This is a genomic window from Paenibacillus sp. J22P218 (assembly GCF_056269195.1).
Map to the genome: position 1 here is coordinate 482,292 of NZ_JBWDNL010000005.1, position 16,001 is coordinate 498,292.

Here is a 16,001-nt window from a genome sequence, read left to right on the forward strand (position 1 = left end):
ATCCCCGTCATGATGCGATTACCCCTTGGTATATCTGCATGACATGCCCGTAAGCCTCACCTCCTCAACTTATATCCCAACGATTATCCGGCAAACGTCAGGCCGCTCGATCAACGGGCGGCCCGTTCGCTTTCAAGTAACTGATTCCTGCTTACTCCGCTTGAAATAGGATCCGGGCATCGCCCCAATCCGCGTGATCCCAATCCGTTCCGTTGCCGCCGTTCGTGACGACGAGCTTCAACTGCTGCGCACCGCTAATATCGACATCGATATCGATCGTCTCCGAATTCGCATCCATGACGCCGCTGTCGTAAGCAAGCACCCCGTCCAACCATACCTCGAAGGAGACAGAACCGTTTCCGTACGTCTCGTCGTCGACCCCGACGCTTGCTTGGAATTTCTGATAAGCACCGCCAACCGTATATACAATCTCAGAAGCGGCATGCGTTCCAAAACCTTTCGCATAGACAACGCCATTCAACGTAATCGGCCGGCCATCCGAAGACTTATCGAGCTGGATGTTGCCCCAGCCTGCCGTACCGGAATCCCAAGCATAATCGCTCAAATAAACAGCCGATGTCAGCGCGTTCATCGTGACCGATGCCGGCGCGCTCGAATCCGAGCGGTTGCCGGCTGCGTCCTTCGCCTTCACGGTGAAGCTGCTCGTCGTGCCCGGCAGCAGCCCTTTAGCCGTATACGAAGTTGCAGTTGCTCCTGAGGTTGTACCGATCAGGCTGTCATTACGGTATATTTCATAGCCCGTTACAACCTTGTTATCGGAGGATGCCGACCAAGAGAGAGTAGCGCTTGTCGCGCTGGCTGCTGCGGCCGTCAGGTTCTCGGGCGCTGTAGGCGGTGACGAGTCAGGTGCCTCCGTCGTAACGGAAAGCGCCGAGCTTGCTCCCGATACATTACCCGCCGCATCTTTAGAACGTACAGTCACGCTATACGTCGTTAATGGCGCTAGACCTGTCACCGTGTACGATGTTTCACCCGGTTCCGTCGTCCCTTGCAATACTCCATCCACATATACGTCATAACCAACGACACCCACATTATCGGATGCCGCTTGCCAGCTCAACTCTGCCGTCTCATCGGTCTGCGACGGTGATGCCAGGCCTGTCGGCACAACCGGAGCTTCACGATCAGGCATTCCCGGCCTAACGAGCAAGCTCTTCTCCTTCAGGTGGGATCGCCCTTCGTTATCCCATACGACCAGCGTTACGCGGTAAATACCCGCTTTATCATACACATAGGTCGGCGAGACGGCTGTGCTTGGCAGACCGTCGCCGAAGTCCCATAGACGGTGAGCGATCGTACCGTCGCTGTCGATCGAGCTGTCAGCGAACTTTACGGGTTCTCCTACGCGGATGAGAACCGGAGCAGAGAAGTCGGCCGCCGGCTTCTTATTTTGGAAGCCGCGCGACTGCGGCTGCACATTGCTGCCGTTGCGGAGCACGATATTGCCGGACCATTCCAGATGCTCGGCCGCAGCAGGATACGGATCCATCGTTATCCCTTTATTGCCCGTAATGAGGTTATTCGTGAAGCTCAGCCTATCAACGCCTGCGGCACCTGTTATTTCGATCGCTTTGCGGCCGTTACCCGCAATCAGGTTGCTGTCGAACGTTAAGTTCTGCGAGCTTCCGTGAATCCGGACGCCGTTGCCGTCATACCCGGGATAATTCGCTTTCGGATTGCCTTCTTGCGTATTAATGAAGCTGTTTTTATAGAAGTATTGGAATTGCTCCGTCTGTCCGGTGCCTTCTCCTTGAAGCTGCATGCCCCACATGACCATGTCCTTCACGATGTTGTAGCCCCAATATTGATGCCCCGTTCCCGGCGACTGCTGAATCCCGACCTGCTGCCCGCCGTTCACGAGGTTATCGGTCGTAATCGCATCGTCTGCCATAATCTCCAGGCCGATGTTGCCGACTCGGCCGTCCTTCGGCTGAATGATATTGCGGCGAACCGCAATCTTGCTGGAGCGGACCGCGCTGATCCAGAAGTCGACTTGGTTGTCTTCAATAATGGAATTGTCCACGTTTGTATGCAATTCAATGGCGAGACCGTGCTCCTTCAGCCCCGAACCCGTAATTTTATTGCTGCGCACGACGGCCCACGGACTGTTGTCGTTCACGAGAATACCGCCGCGGCCCGTATCGGCAATGACATTACCTTCAATCGTGGCATGCGAAGAGCCCCATCCGGCACGTATGCCAGCGCCCCATATGGAAGCGATTCCAATATTGTTGATATGATTTCCTGAAATCGTTACGTACGGCGAGTTATCAACGAACAGCGCATGCGGGCCGAATCCTTCAGTGGCGGTAAAGTCCTTCACCCGAAGGTTCTTCATGCTGTTGTCGCTGCCGCCCGATACCGCGACGGCCGACATCGCAATTAAGCTGCTGTTGCCGTCAAGCGTCATATCCGATACGGAAGCGTTCGTTACATTTTGCAAATAGATCATGTATGTATCCGACTCTGAGGTGAACTTCACAATCGACTGATTTTGCTTCGCGCCCTTAATTGCAACTCCCGACTTGCCATATACCGTGCCAGACAAATAATACGTACCTTTAGGAATGAGAACCGTGTCTCCTGGCGATGCGGCATCGACGGCTGCTTGTATGGCTGCCTTGTCGTCCAACGTATCCGTGCCGTTCGCGCCGTACTCGGCGATGGACCTTACCGTTCCCGCAGAGCCTGGCGATGCTTGTACCCCCGGCAGCGGTCCTGCCGCCAACAGCAGCGACAGCGACAACAATAGGCTGACCCGCGCTCGTTTGGATTTCATCACTACTATCTCTCCCTTGCCAATAGAATAGGGCGGGAACGCGGTACCCTGTCCGGATACCTTGCTTCCGCCCTTCTATCTTGCACCATTGGCATAACGCTTCGAAACTGTTCAATTCTCGATTTACTTTACTTGCAGGCTGTACATATGGCTAATAGCTGTATTATTTCCATTCCCGCTGTCGAGGCTTGTCGAGCAATTAACGGGGAAACTCCAGCTCTGCCTCATTCAGTATACGCACGAATTCCAAATCAATGGATCCATTGTTCCAGCCTCCGCTAACGTTATGGGCGAAAGGCGTCGCCTTCTCCCCCGATAAGGTTGGTATATATCCGATATAATACGAAGAAATCCGAGGATTAACTTCGAACATGAACGGTCTCCGCAGCTTAGCGCTTTGCATACGTCCATCCGTCTCAAGCATAGCCGCCCATTCCTTTGGGATTTTCACGGCGCCATACGACCGTTCCGCAAGAATAGCTTTCCATTCCATCTGAATGCGCGGGTTATAGTAGTCCGCTCCGTTCGTCCGTCCGCCGTTCCTATCCCGTATAAAATAAAAGGTTAGGTCTTGAATCTTCGATCCCTGACTCATGTTCCATACGATGTATTGGCTGGACGGATCGTTCGCCCGAAGCTCCCATATATGTGGATAAACATTAATCTGAATCGCGCTGATCTCCCACTTGAATCCGCCCCAAACCCAAAAGCTCATTCCATGCTCGCTTTGATCGGTTATGAATGGAACGAAAGCATGTCGAGCGTCCAGCTTGACGATGTCTTGAATACTCTTCACGCTAGCCTCTGGATATTGATTGATAATGGCTGCCGCAGCCTGCTCGGCATTAGGTAGTTCCTTCGGTTTTACTCCAATCTGTAAAAACAGCACAACCCCCGCAATAACGGCCAGCAGCATCGCCATTACGATTTTCTTATTCATCGGCACGCCCCCCTACCTCAATGAGCGGCTCCTCAGAGACGTAGTAATAATATTGATCTCCCCTGGAGACTAATAAACCTTTGCCATCAGACTGGATAAAGATTTCAGCATGAATGCCGCTGCCCCATCTCGGTTCCACGCCTATTAATGCGTATGGAAACCGCTCGCGCCCGCTGTCCCTGGACTCATAATACCAGTCCATGCTTAGATTCATTTCCTCCGGCCGCAAGGAATTAAGCTTCGACTGGAATAATGACCGATCGAAGACAGCTTCCGGGGCTGACGGATGGATGGATGCAATACCAGCGGAATCCACGTTCGCAATATAGGTAGCAACCTCGCGTTTCGGATAAATTACCTCATGACTATAATAAGCAGCCAAGTGCGATGCCATAAAAATATAATTTGCCAAAAAGCCAATCCAAGCTATCGCACGATACTGCTTCCAAGTCGTCTTTGCCGTAACGAGATAGACTACCCATACACCGAGCGGCAAGACCGCAAACTTCGCCGTCGTTCCGCCGATTGTCACCTGAATACTGAAAGCAATGATGCTTATGAAAAAAACGATCAAAGCCCGCCATAAACGAGGTTTCTTGACCGCTCGCCGATACTTTTGCCAGACTAGCGCCAATAAAATTGACCATCCAAGCAATAATCCGATAACCGCTACAACGTTATCAAACCATTCCATTCGAAATAACAGCACTTGATCTCCCCTTCCTGGCAGTCGCTCAGAACCCCTCTTTTTACTCTAACACGCTGATTTGGGAATGTAATCCTTTTTATACATAGGGGACATAGCCTACAGCAAAAAAAAAGGCCGTACCGTCGGCAACTTTCGTCACCCTCGGTACAGCCTATCTCCTCTTGCTCCATCTTACTCGATGAAACTATAATTCGTGAACGTCGCGGCTTGTCCTCTATAGACGCCTGCTTCGTCGATCAGATTCCAGACGGTAGCTTGCTTCATATAGAAGCGCCGCCCCGAGCTGGAAATGCGCACACCGGTATAATCATCAACATAACCGTTTGCCGTCACCAAAGTGAAGAATCGGTCGCGTTCCTCCCGCTCCAGCGGCTCTGCAGTCAAGCGCGACGGTATGCTCGTCAGCTTGTCCCACTCCATCTCCCACAGCTTAAGCGCAAGCGCATTGCCGAAGTTTAATACAGGGTCAGCCTCCGTGCCATGCGACAATATAACTCTCGGGGCTTGAAACAACAAGTCCGCAGCTGACGTCATACTACTTAACGACTCTCGGTCGACGAGCTCCCTGCCTGTCCAGCGCAAGTAGCTGTCCATTAGCAACAGCGCATGTGCCTCCGTTGCTCCAACGCCTGATCTTAACGAGTCCGTCATCGCTTACGCCTCCTCGTGCGCTGTCAAAGCGCCACCTGCAGGCTTTTCTCCGCGGAAAGCATTGTTATAGCAGCGTCTGCATACCGGCTTATAATCCTCGTTGCCGCCAACTTGAATCTGCTCACCCGCATTGACCGGCTGGCCGTCTCGAAAGCGAATGACCATCGTCGCCTTGCGGTCGCAATACCAGCAGATCGTCTTGATCTCCTCAATCTTGTCCGCTTGCACGAGCAAATAGTAGCTTCCCTCGAACAGCTGATTCTGAAAGTCGTTCTTCAGCCCGAAAGCCATGACGGGTATGTTCAGCTCGTCTACAACCCGCGTCAGCTCCAATATATGATGTTTCTTCAGAAATTGAGCTTCGTCAATAAGAACGCAATAAATTTGCTTATGCTGCGCTCCCGGATTCAGGAACGACTTCACGCTTTCGAACAGATCCGTTTCGTCGTGAACCGGTATCGCATCACGCTCGAAGCCTACGCGAGAGCCGACTCGGTCTACCTCGCCTCTGGCGCTGACCGATGGCGAGAATATAAGGACCGGCTTGCCTTGCTCTTCGTAGTTGTGGGCGACCTTAATAATCTCGAACGACTTGCCGCTGTTCATCGTTCCGTATTTGTAATAAAGCTGTGCCACCTGTATCTCCTCCACCTAACGTATCCGTACAACTATTATACAGGAAGATATCGGCGCAATGGACAACAACTTTATTCGGTTACTCATCTGAATCTGATCCTGCTGCTCATTAAGCAGTTGCTTTGGATTTGCCTTCTTCTTCTTCCTTGTCGCTCGACAAGAACCAGCCAAGCGCCGCGATGATGATGAGTACGATGTAGAACGTCAGCTTCCAGCCCGTCGAATGCGCGAAGTGCTCGGATACAACGCCAATGGACGGATGTGCAAGTGTAATAACAGCGAGCTTAACACCTACCCAGCCTACGATGAAGAACGCCGCAAGCTCAAGACCCGGTTTACGCTCCAGCAGCTTGACGAATGCGGATGCCGCGAAACGCATAATAAGCAAACCGATAAATCCGCCAAGGAAGATAACAGTGAACTGTCCAACGTCCATGCCGCCAAACGTACCTAATCCGGTTGCCGGAAGCGCAACCGCAAGCGCAACTGCCGCAAGAATCGAGTCAACGGCAAAAGCGATGTCGGCAATCTCGACCTTAACGACCGTCATCCAGAAGCTGCTGCCTTTTTTCTGCTTAGCAGGCTTGCCTGCCGCCTCGTCGGCTTCGTCCTCGGCTTTCTTGATGAGAAGCTTTCGGAAGATGTGGTTACACGCAATGAACAACAGATACAAAGCGCCTATCGCTTGAACTTGCCATACGTCCACCAAGAACGAGATGGCGAACAAGGAACCGAAACGAAGCACGAAAGCTCCGACCAAACCGTAGAACAATGCTTTTTTGCGTTGCTCGTCTGGCAAGTGTTTAACCATGATAGCCAACACGAGCGCGTTATCCGCCGCGAGCAAACCTTCCAGTACGATCAATACTAGCAATACCCAACCGTACTCCAACAACAGTGATAATTCCATGCTGATCCCTCCATTTAGTTTGTAGTATCTCCCGAGGCATAAAAAAAACCTCTGCCTAAATAGGCAAAGGTCTGGCTAACAACGTTGACGTTGCCAATAAAGCCGGAGAAGGTCATTCTCGTAATGACGACTTTACTGTAAAAGCTACTCCCCTTTGGAGTGTTCAGAACGCTATGCAATTGTGTAGCATTCTGATTACCGTATAGTTACGAAGCCCAGAATATTTAGGTTTCAGTTTTTTTAAAATTTTTTTCCTTATATAACGGAATGCGGATAAGGACGGTTGTGCCCGCGCCAAATCGGCTGCCGATCTCGACGCCATATTGCGGACCGAACTGCAACTTGATTCGCTCATCGACGTTGCGAATGCCGTAACCTGCTTGATCTCCGCCGCTGCGCTGATTGATCGCTAGAACATGCTGCGGCTTCATGCCGACGCCGTCATCGATTATTTTAAATACAATGGCGTCCTTCTCCCGATATGCGCATAATTTGATCGTTATGCAGCTTTGGAACAGCGCATGCTCCAAAATATTTTCGATAAAAGGCTGCAAAACAAGCTTAACCGTATCATACCCGTAGACGTCCGCTTCTATGTCATACATAACCTCAACTCGGCTGCCGTATTTGATCTTCTGAATTTCGATGTACGTCTTTGCCTGCTCGATTTCCTTCTCCACCGGAATAATGAACTTCCCATGATTGAGCGTCAGCCGGTAAAACTTAGCGAGGCCCGTTACCATCTGATCGAGCTTGTCGATCTCGCCGAACTTGCCTAGGCGACTAATTGACGACAGCGTGTTGTAAAGAAAATGAGGATTGATCTGCGCTTGAAGCGCTTCAAGCTCCGCCTCCTTCTTCTCCAGCCTAACTTCGTACACTTCCTTGATGAGCGAGTTGATATGCCGCCCCATATCGTTGAACGCTTCAGCGATTTGGAAGAACTCGTCATTGCCCGAATATTGAATTCGCTTATCGAAGCGTCCTTCGCGAAAGGCATTAAGCGAGCGAATGATCTTCGTTACGCGAACGGAGAAGAAACGCGAGATGAACAGGCTGATGCTGGAGAGCACGATGAAACTGCCTAAGCATATTAAAACGGTCAGCCATTTCACCTTATCGGCTTCCTTCGACAGATCCTTATGCGGAATTAAAGCAATAATCGTCCAATCGACATTCGGAAGCTTCTCCACGACAGTCAGATGTCCGCGTGACAGATCCTCCGTCCACGTTGCGTATGCCGGGTAGGAGGTTTCCTTGGAGGAGGCATGAATGATCCGATCGTTCTCGTTCAAAATAATAACGCTGCTCTTGTCGCCGAATTTCCGATAATCCGCGCTGCCGGCAATATCTCTCATTCGAGCGATAATACGCATGAAACCGATCTGCTTCTGCTTTTTATAATCGAACATCGGCCGAAGCAAAGAGATATTATCGTATCTCGCGTCCTCCTCGATCTGGCGCCAGTAGGATCGGCTTTCAATTTTTTCCGCGTCGACTTCACTCGTCTGAAACGATTTAAACCAATATGTATTCATGATCCGATCCATATGGAACAGCTCGAAGGAATCGACCAATAGCAATGGGTTGCTCCCCTTCGTCGGCACGGCGTATATTTCCGGATACGTCTTATTCGTAATATAAAACTTAAGCAGCGCCCGATTCGGCGTTAAGTTAATGGCGTTCTGCAGCTTCGGCACGATCGATTTCATTGTCTTGTCATAGATTGTCCAGCTGTATTCATTCAGCCGAAGGTCATCCTGCAGCGCATAGTCCCAGTACAACTGATCGGACGTTCGCTGAAGCTGATCAATCTGATACATCATATTTTCCTTCGTCTGCGTGAGCGTGCCTTGGATGGTCGACTTCGCATGCTCCGTAATCGCTTTCACGGAAGTCGTATAGGCAAAGTAACCGATCAGAATAACGGGTATAAGTACAATAACGAGATACGATGCCATAAGCTTGTAACCGAAAGGAATCATTCGTCTCTGTCTCTTGCTGGCTGCTGCCATTGCTTCGTCTCCTCGTCCCCTCTGCGGGCTGATCGCCATTAGTTAGCTTCGTTTGCGATAATCGCCCGGCGTCATGCCGGTTGCATCCTTGAACAGCTTGCTGAAGTAGGCAAGACTGCCGCAGCCGATCTGATCGGCAACCTCGTACACTTTGAGACTCGTATCCTTAAGCAGCAGCTTCGCCTTCTCCACACGCTTGCGCGTCATGAAGTCGCTGAAATGCTCATCTGTCTCCTCCTTAAAGAGCTGCCCTAAATAATTGGGCGAGAAGCTGAATGCGGTTGCCAGCTCCTTCAATGTCACGTTCTGATGCAATCTAATATCTATATATAACTCGATTTTTCGGATTAGTTTCATATTTTTGCGCTGCTGCTTGCTCTGCAGCTTGTCGGCTAGAAGGCTTACCGTCGTCGTCAGCCAACCATGGAAGGCGTGAATGTCGTCATATTGAAACAGCTGATCCACCTGCATAGCGTCACGTTCCAGAATTACGCTCAAATCCTCGTTCAAATCGTTCAAGAACGTATCGAGCTTCGATACGATATACGTCACATAACCTTGCAATGCAGCCTTGTCGCTGCCAATCTGCTTCACATTAAAGAACAATTCATCAAGAAAATCCTTCATCCGCTCCAGTTCATGGTTGGCCATCGCAACAAGCAAGCTCTCTACGATGGCATCCAAATTAGCGGGGCTTGCTTGCGCTATATCGAACGTCGGAGCGAAGCCTGTACCGCTGTTCTTGCCTCTGAATAGGAAATACGACATCGATTGCTTAAGCGATTGCTCCCACTGCTGCTGATTGCGCTCGCGGATAAGCGTGCTGCGCACGCCGGATAACGCTTCGAATATTTCCGCATCGCCGACCGGCTTGAGCACATAGCTGCTCGCATTGACCGCAATGGCCCCTTTTGCGTAATTGAAATCCTCGTGCCCGCTTACGAATACAATCTTAAGGCCAGGACGTATCGTCTGCGCCTTGCCAGCCAGCTCAATGCCTGTCATGATCGGCATCCGAATATCGGATACGAGCACATCGACCTCGTTCTCGTTAAGAAATTGAAGCGCCGAGAATCCGTCGTTGCATGCGCCGACAACCTCCATCTGCAGCTCGTTCCATGGGACGAGCATTCGTATGCCTTTCAACTCTAGCTCCTCGTCGTCCACTAGCAACACTTTGTACATGATCCCGCCTCCTTAAGCGCCGTTAAGCCCAAAGAAGAGGACATACGCCTGGCGGCGTACACCCTCTTGACCTTGAAGCCTACATGAATATATTACTTGCCGTTGATTTTCGCAACGTTTTCTTGCCATTTCGTCGTACGGTAATCCAGAACCTTTTGGAAGCCGAGACCGTCCGTCTCTTTTTTCGCTTGCTCGATCAAGCTAAGCACTTCTTCGTCGCTCTTCGCGAACAGCATTTTACCGAAGTATTCAGCCGCAAGCTCGGTTACTTGTTGATTGATAATGCCTTCCTCTGTTTCCGGAGCCGGATCGATATTATTGTACTCCGTGTTGTTGTGCGACGTCTTCCAAGCGACATTGAATTGCGCGATCGCACCCCAGTTTTGTTGTTCCTTAGGAAGCATCATTTCGATCTTCGTTTTCGAAGTATCTACATAAGTCGCGTTGCCAGCCCATACGTAGGCCTCGAGCTTCTCTTTATCCTTCTGCTCTTGCGGCGTGCTGTACCACTTGTCGTTCGGAATCGGAGCGCCGTCTGCGTCGAACTCATCCCAATACAAGCCTTGCGGACCGAAGAACATAATCCGTTGACCCTCTTCGCCCGCCATCCAGTCCAGGTATGCGAAGATCGCCTCAGGGTTTTTCGCGTTCGTTGTAATGACGTTGACGTTCCAGCCGAGCGCGTTGTAGCCATTCGGGAATACATTGTTTTTGTCTACGCCCGGCTTAACGATTGGCCAGACGAATTCATAACCGCCGCTTGGGTCAGCGTTTTTCCACGTATTGTGGCCTTCTCTGCCGACGTTCGTTGCATTGCCGCCCACATATACCGCTACGCGGCCTGTTGCCAGCTTCTCTTTCACTTGATCTTCCTTCTGTGTCATCGCGTCTTGCGTAATAAGTCCTTCTCTGAACAGCTTGCTTGCGTATACCATATTTTCTTTCCATGCTTCATTATCATAGATCGTGCGGAATTTGTCTCCGTCCGGATAAGATTTCATATGGCTGTAGGCCGTCGTATTGCCTTCGCCGAAGCCTGGGAACATGACTTCCACGCCTTCTGCCGTTCTTCCGACTTCGAGAGGCACAACGTCCGGATAGCTAGCTTTCACTTGCTTCAGGTAGCTGTACAGGTCATCCGTCGTTTCAAGCTTCGGAGAACCAAGCTCTTTGTAAATTTTCGAGTTGACGAACCAGCCGCCATTGCCCGTAGGAGCAGCCGTGAACCAGTTCGGGAATTGATAGATTTTACCGTCGCTAGAGCGAAGCATGTTCAGCGTCTCTTCGCCGGCCCACTTCTTCAGGTTCGGATATTTATCGATGAAGTCATCTAACGGAACAAGTACGCCTGCTGATCTCAGACGCTCAACGTCCGGACCGCGGTCCATCATCATTGCGTCAGGAAGCTCTTTGGATGCGATCATCGTGCTTAGCTTCTGTGCAGCTGCGCCGCCGGATTGAATCGGCTCAACCGTTACTTTCTTATTCTCTTGAACCCATTTACTGTTCGGGTTAGCACCCCATGGCTCGGTTGTCCACCAATCGTAGTTAACATAATAGGTGAAAGTGAATGGCTCTTCGCCGAATACAAAACCACTTTCTTCCTTCTTGTCGCCTTCCTTGTTACCACCGTTGTTGCTGCCTTGAGCAGGCTTCTGGTCGTTGGCAGGCTTGTCGTTGTTCGACGAGCATCCGGCCAAGGTCATGCTTGCGGTAACAGTTAGCGCCGTAAGTAGAACGAGCAGCTGTTTTCCTTTCATCTTTTAAACCCTCCCGTTATGTTTGTACTCTTAACTTTCATTTATCTATTCATAACCCGCCGGTAGCTAGGCGGCAGGATCGAATACTCCCATTCCAGCGCCTATTCCTTCAGCGAGCCGACGAGCACGCCTTTCACAAAATATTTCTGTACGAACGGATATACCATAATAATCGGGATTGTTGCAACCATCATTGTCGCCATCGTCAGCGATTTGGTCGTTACGCTCTGCATCCGGCTGAGCGCGTCGGCAGCGGAAGCGTTGCCCTTCGTTGCAATGGAAAGCTGTTCCGACATGATGTTCGAGTTCAGAATTTGCTGCAGCATCGTCTGTACCGGGAATAGCTCCGTCTTCGTAATGAAGATCGTCGGCGTGAACCAATCGTTCCAGTGATAGACGGCGGTGAATAATGACAGCGTAGCCAATACAGGTCCGGACAATGGCAGTACAATCTTAAAAAAGATGCCGAACGTGCTAGCCCCGTCGATTCGCGCCGATTCCTCAAGGCCCGAAGGCAAGCCCATGAAGAACGTGCGGAATATAATCATATTGAAGACGCTGACGGCAGTCGGTATAACCATAACCATGAACTTGTTCATAAGACCAAGCTCGACGTTAAGCAGGTAGTAGGGGATGAGGCCGCCGCTGAAATACATCGTAATGACGGCGAACACCATGTAGAACTTTTTGCCCATGACGCCTTTGACCGACATGCCGTATGCGAATATCGCCGTCATGAAGATCGATAGAATCGTGCCGGAGATCGTCCGTAGCACCGAGATATAGAAGGCAGTTACGATTCTGCCGTCTTGGAATACGATTCGATAGTTGTCCAGCGTGAACGCCCTAGGCCAGAACGTGACGCCCCCTCTTGAGGTATCCATACCGACGTTGAAGGAAATGACTGCCGCATTCCAGAACGGATACAGCGTTGCGATTCCAAGCAGGACGAGGAATATATAGATGAAGGTATGCAAGGTTTTGTCTCCGCTGCTTAGCTTCACAAGGATTCACCACTTTTCTGAAAATAAATGACACAGCTAACGGTTACCATAGGCTCGACCCTGCTCTTCTTGCGATATAGTTCGCGCCTGTCAGAAGGCCGACGCTTATAATGGCCTTGAACAATCCGACTGCGGCTGCATAGCTGAATCGGTTGTTAATAATGCCGGTTCGATACGCATAGGTGTCGATTACATCCGCGACGTCGCGCAGCATCGGGCTTGAGCCGAGCAGGAGCAGATCGTCGAAGCCCGCGTTAAGCAGGTTTCCGATGCTAAGAATCAAGAAGATGATAATGACCGGCGTAATCGACGGCAGCGTAATGAGAAAAATTTGTTTGAACTTATTTGCGCCGTCTATGGAAGCCGCTTCATACATGCTCTGATCGACCCCTGCAATCGCAGCCAAGTAGACGATCGTCGCGAATCCGACTTCCTTCCACAAGTTCGTCGTGATAATGATGGCCCAGAAGTTCTCCGGCATCGACAAGAAGTTGATCGGCTTATCGATTATGCCGAGCGCTTGGAGCAAAATGTTCAAGCTGCCGTTATCGACGGACAGCATCGAAATCGTGAAGCCCGATACGATGACCCATGACAGGAAGTGCGGCAAGTAGCTGATCGTCTGAACGATCCGCTTGAATGCCATGTTCTTCACTTCGTTCAGCATGAGCGCAAGAACGATCGGAGCCGGGAAGTTGATGATCAGCTTCAGGGCGCTGATTACGATCGTGTTGCGGATAACCCGGAAAAAGTCAGGGGAGTTGAAGAACATGTCGAAATGCTTGAACCCTGCCCAGGGACTATTCAGGAAGCCTTTGTACAAGTTGTAATCCTGGAACGCCATCAGCACGCCGTACATCGGAATGTAGTTGAAAACGAGTATGAACAGAAGCGCCGGAAAGATCATGACTTGAACTTGCCATTGCATCAGAAACCGCTTCCAAGCCGGCTTTTCCGTTCTGGCTGCCTTAACAGGCGTGTTAACGGAGACAGGTGACTGCAAGGATGATTACCCCCCATTTCTATTTGATACTGTAATTCTAATCTTGTAAGCGCCCTCATTCTACTCAACAAAACAACGGAATGTATCAAAATACAACGCTTTCATTTTTATGGTCAAGTCAGCTTTTGAAGGGGGATTGGAGTGCCCGGTCTCACCCGCTGATATGACGTTTTGCCTGTATTTCATACAGTCTAATCGGCCCCAATCGCCTGTTAAGCGACTTTTGAGTGGAAAACATACAGTCAAAACTGGCATTTTGGCCTCAGCGAAGTTACTTTGTCCATATGACTGCACAAAATCCAATCAAAAAGCTAGGACACACCACCTAAAATTCAATATCCATCCAGAAGGAATGTTGCGGACAGTAGGACAAACAAAAAAAACGGCAGCGCAGGGACAAGTGCCTGCACGGCCGTTTCTCTATTTGTTATCCTTTGACCGCTCCCGCCGTAATCCCGCGCGACATTTGCTCGGTGAACAGCAGATACGTAATGACTGTCGGCAGAGCGATCATCGTCATAACAGCGAACTGGGCGCCGTAATTAGACGAGTATTGCCCGGCGAACTTCATGATCGAGAACGGGAGCGTCTTGAAGCTCTCCGACGTCAGGAACGTATTCGCCATAATGAATTCATTCCACCAGCTGATGAAATTCATAATGCATACGGTAGCAATCGCAGGCTTCGTCATCGGCAATATAATGCGGAAGATCACACCGAACACCGAGCAGCCGTCCATGACGGCGGACTCCTCAATGCTCCTCGGAATCGTCTCCAGAAAGCCCGATATAATAAGCGTGCTGATCGGCAGAGAGAATGCGATATACGGCAAAATAAGCGACAATGGATTATCGATGAGACTAAGCTGATCGAACAGGATGAAGTTGGGCAGCAGCGTCGCATGGATCGGGACGATCATGCCCAGCATGATGAAGGAAAGCGTCGTGCCGCGCAGCTTCCATTCCATTCGCGAGAAGGCATAACTTAGCATTAACGATAGCACGGCGGCTACGAGTATCGTAATCGTTGTAATGATCAAGCTGTTCAGCAGAAAGCGCGGCACGCTGCCGTAGGTAAACGCATTGTGATAGTTCTGCCACTCGAGCGACTTCGGCCACTTCAGCAGACTGCTGCCGAAGAAGTCGCCGCTCTTGAGAAACGAATAATTGATGAGCCATACGAGGGGAAAAATCTGTATTAGCGCGACGATCCACAATGCGGTATGAAGGGTCGTTCGACCGAGCAGCGCACCTACGGTCAGCCGCTGCCTCAACTTCTTAGGCTGCCGCGGAGTCGCCGTGATAGGTTTGATAGCTTCCATAGACATACTCACTCCTTAGCTAGTCTAGTTAGAACTCGCCGACATCCTTCTTGAACGCTTTGTTCATCGCGACGGTAATGAATAAACAAATGATGACGAATACGACGGATATGGCGTTGCCGTAGCCGTACAAAGATGACGTGAAAGCGGACTTATACAAATAGTTTCCTATGAACTGGGTCGTATTGGCCGGTCCGCCGTTCGTCATTAGGAAGACCGTCTCCATCTGCTTGAGACAAGCGGTTACTGCAATAACGACCGCAACGCGGACCATTGGCGTTAGCAGGGGAATGACCACCTTCGTGTACAGCTTCACCCGTCCTGCTCCATCCAGCTCTGCCGCCTCGAATAAATCTTTCGGAATGCCTTGCAAGCCTGCGTAATAGAGCAGCAGCGCATAACCGAATCCTTGCCACATGACGACAACGATAATGCACCAGATAGCTAGCTGAGGGTCGCCGAGCCAATCCTGCTTCCAGGCAGAGAGCCCTACCCCGTCGAGTGCTTTATTTAACATCCCGTAGTTCGGATGGAATACGCTAACCCACATTTTCGAAGTAACAACAACGGAAATAACGGCCGGAATGAAGAATACGGTCCGGAACAGCTTCTCCAGCCTCCCGGCATGCGTAACGAGAATGGAGAACAGCAGCGCGATCGGATGCTGAATAAGCAGTGTCGCGGCGAGCAGCAGCAAAGCGTTCCGCAATGAACGCCAGAAGACGGGATCATGGAACAAAATATTGGAATAGTTCTTGAAGCCGACGAATTCGTAATCGCCAAGCCCCGTCCAATTGGTCGTACCGTAATAAGCGCTCATGGCGATCGGAAAACAAACCATGAACAGAAACAACAATAATCCAGGCGCTACAAGCCATAATATCGTCAATCGATTGCTCAGCAGCTTATGCATGGCCTCTCCTACTCCCTTACCTTGCTTAGTGAGAAAATGTAGTGAAGACAAGGAGCAGCCCAAGCGTAAACGGCTGTCGCCGTCCTTTGACGGCAACAGCTATCGTTTCGCGGTGACATATAAGCACAGTAATAAGCAGCAAATATTATACACT

At 50.6% G+C, this 16,001-nt stretch carries 13 protein-coding genes; all 13 read right to left on the reverse strand.

Features of this window, described 5'->3' with window-relative positions:
- Positions 1-151: 151 nt before the first annotated feature.
- Positions 152-2,800, reverse strand: coding sequence for an NPCBM/NEW2 domain-containing protein (locus AC0YN0_RS23185; RefSeq protein WP_475823390.1), 2,649 nt, complete (start codon positions 2,798-2,800; stop codon positions 152-154).
- Positions 2,801-2,999: 199 nt separating this feature from the next.
- Entirely contained in the window at positions 3,000-3,740 is a 741-nt protein-coding gene (locus tag AC0YN0_RS23190; RefSeq protein WP_475823391.1) for a hypothetical protein, read from the reverse strand.
- A complete protein-coding gene (locus AC0YN0_RS23195; RefSeq protein WP_475823392.1) occupies positions 3,733-4,449 on the reverse strand; it encodes a hypothetical protein in 717 nt (238 codons plus the stop codon). Before AC0YN0_RS23195 ends, AC0YN0_RS23190 begins: the two co-directional genes overlap by 8 nt.
- A gap of 171 nt (positions 4,450-4,620) precedes the next feature.
- Positions 4,621-5,100 (reverse strand): MEKHLA domain-containing protein, encoded by a 480-nt coding sequence (locus AC0YN0_RS23200; protein ID WP_475823393.1) that lies wholly within the window; start codon positions 5,098-5,100, stop codon positions 4,621-4,623.
- Between the two features lie 3 nt (positions 5,101-5,103).
- On the reverse strand, positions 5,104-5,736 hold the full coding sequence (locus tag AC0YN0_RS23205) for a thymidine kinase (protein WP_475823394.1): 633 nt from the start codon (positions 5,734-5,736) through the stop codon (positions 5,104-5,106).
- Positions 5,737-5,845: 109 nt separating this feature from the next.
- Positions 5,846-6,646 (reverse strand): TerC family protein, encoded by an 801-nt coding sequence (locus AC0YN0_RS23210; protein ID WP_337100185.1) that lies wholly within the window; start codon positions 6,644-6,646, stop codon positions 5,846-5,848.
- A gap of 224 nt (positions 6,647-6,870) precedes the next feature.
- Complete coding sequence (locus AC0YN0_RS23215; RefSeq protein ID WP_475823395.1) at positions 6,871-8,661, reverse strand: sensor histidine kinase; 1,791 nt, start codon at positions 8,659-8,661, stop codon at positions 6,871-6,873.
- Positions 8,662-8,703: 42 nt separating this feature from the next.
- Positions 8,704-9,846 (reverse strand): response regulator transcription factor, encoded by a 1,143-nt coding sequence (locus AC0YN0_RS23220; RefSeq protein ID WP_475823396.1) that lies wholly within the window; start codon positions 9,844-9,846, stop codon positions 8,704-8,706.
- Positions 9,847-9,938: 92 nt separating this feature from the next.
- On the reverse strand, positions 9,939-11,606 hold the full coding sequence (locus tag AC0YN0_RS23225) for an extracellular solute-binding protein (protein WP_475823397.1): 1,668 nt from the start codon (positions 11,604-11,606) through the stop codon (positions 9,939-9,941).
- A gap of 101 nt (positions 11,607-11,707) precedes the next feature.
- Positions 11,708-12,610, reverse strand: coding sequence for a carbohydrate ABC transporter permease (locus AC0YN0_RS23230; RefSeq protein ID WP_337100189.1), 903 nt, complete (start codon positions 12,608-12,610; stop codon positions 11,708-11,710).
- A 43-nt stretch (positions 12,611-12,653) separates the two neighbouring features.
- Positions 12,654-13,538, reverse strand: coding sequence for an ABC transporter permease (locus AC0YN0_RS23235; protein WP_475823485.1), 885 nt, complete (start codon positions 13,536-13,538; stop codon positions 12,654-12,656).
- 502 nt (positions 13,539-14,040) lie between these two features.
- Positions 14,041-14,934 carry a carbohydrate ABC transporter permease gene (locus AC0YN0_RS23240; protein WP_442048729.1) on the reverse strand — a complete coding sequence of 298 codons (894 nt, stop codon included), beginning with the start codon at positions 14,932-14,934 and terminating at the stop codon, positions 14,041-14,043.
- A gap of 28 nt (positions 14,935-14,962) precedes the next feature.
- On the reverse strand, positions 14,963-15,847 hold the full coding sequence (locus AC0YN0_RS23245) for a carbohydrate ABC transporter permease (RefSeq protein WP_475823398.1): 885 nt from the start codon (positions 15,845-15,847) through the stop codon (positions 14,963-14,965).
- Positions 15,848-16,001 lie beyond the last annotated feature (154 nt).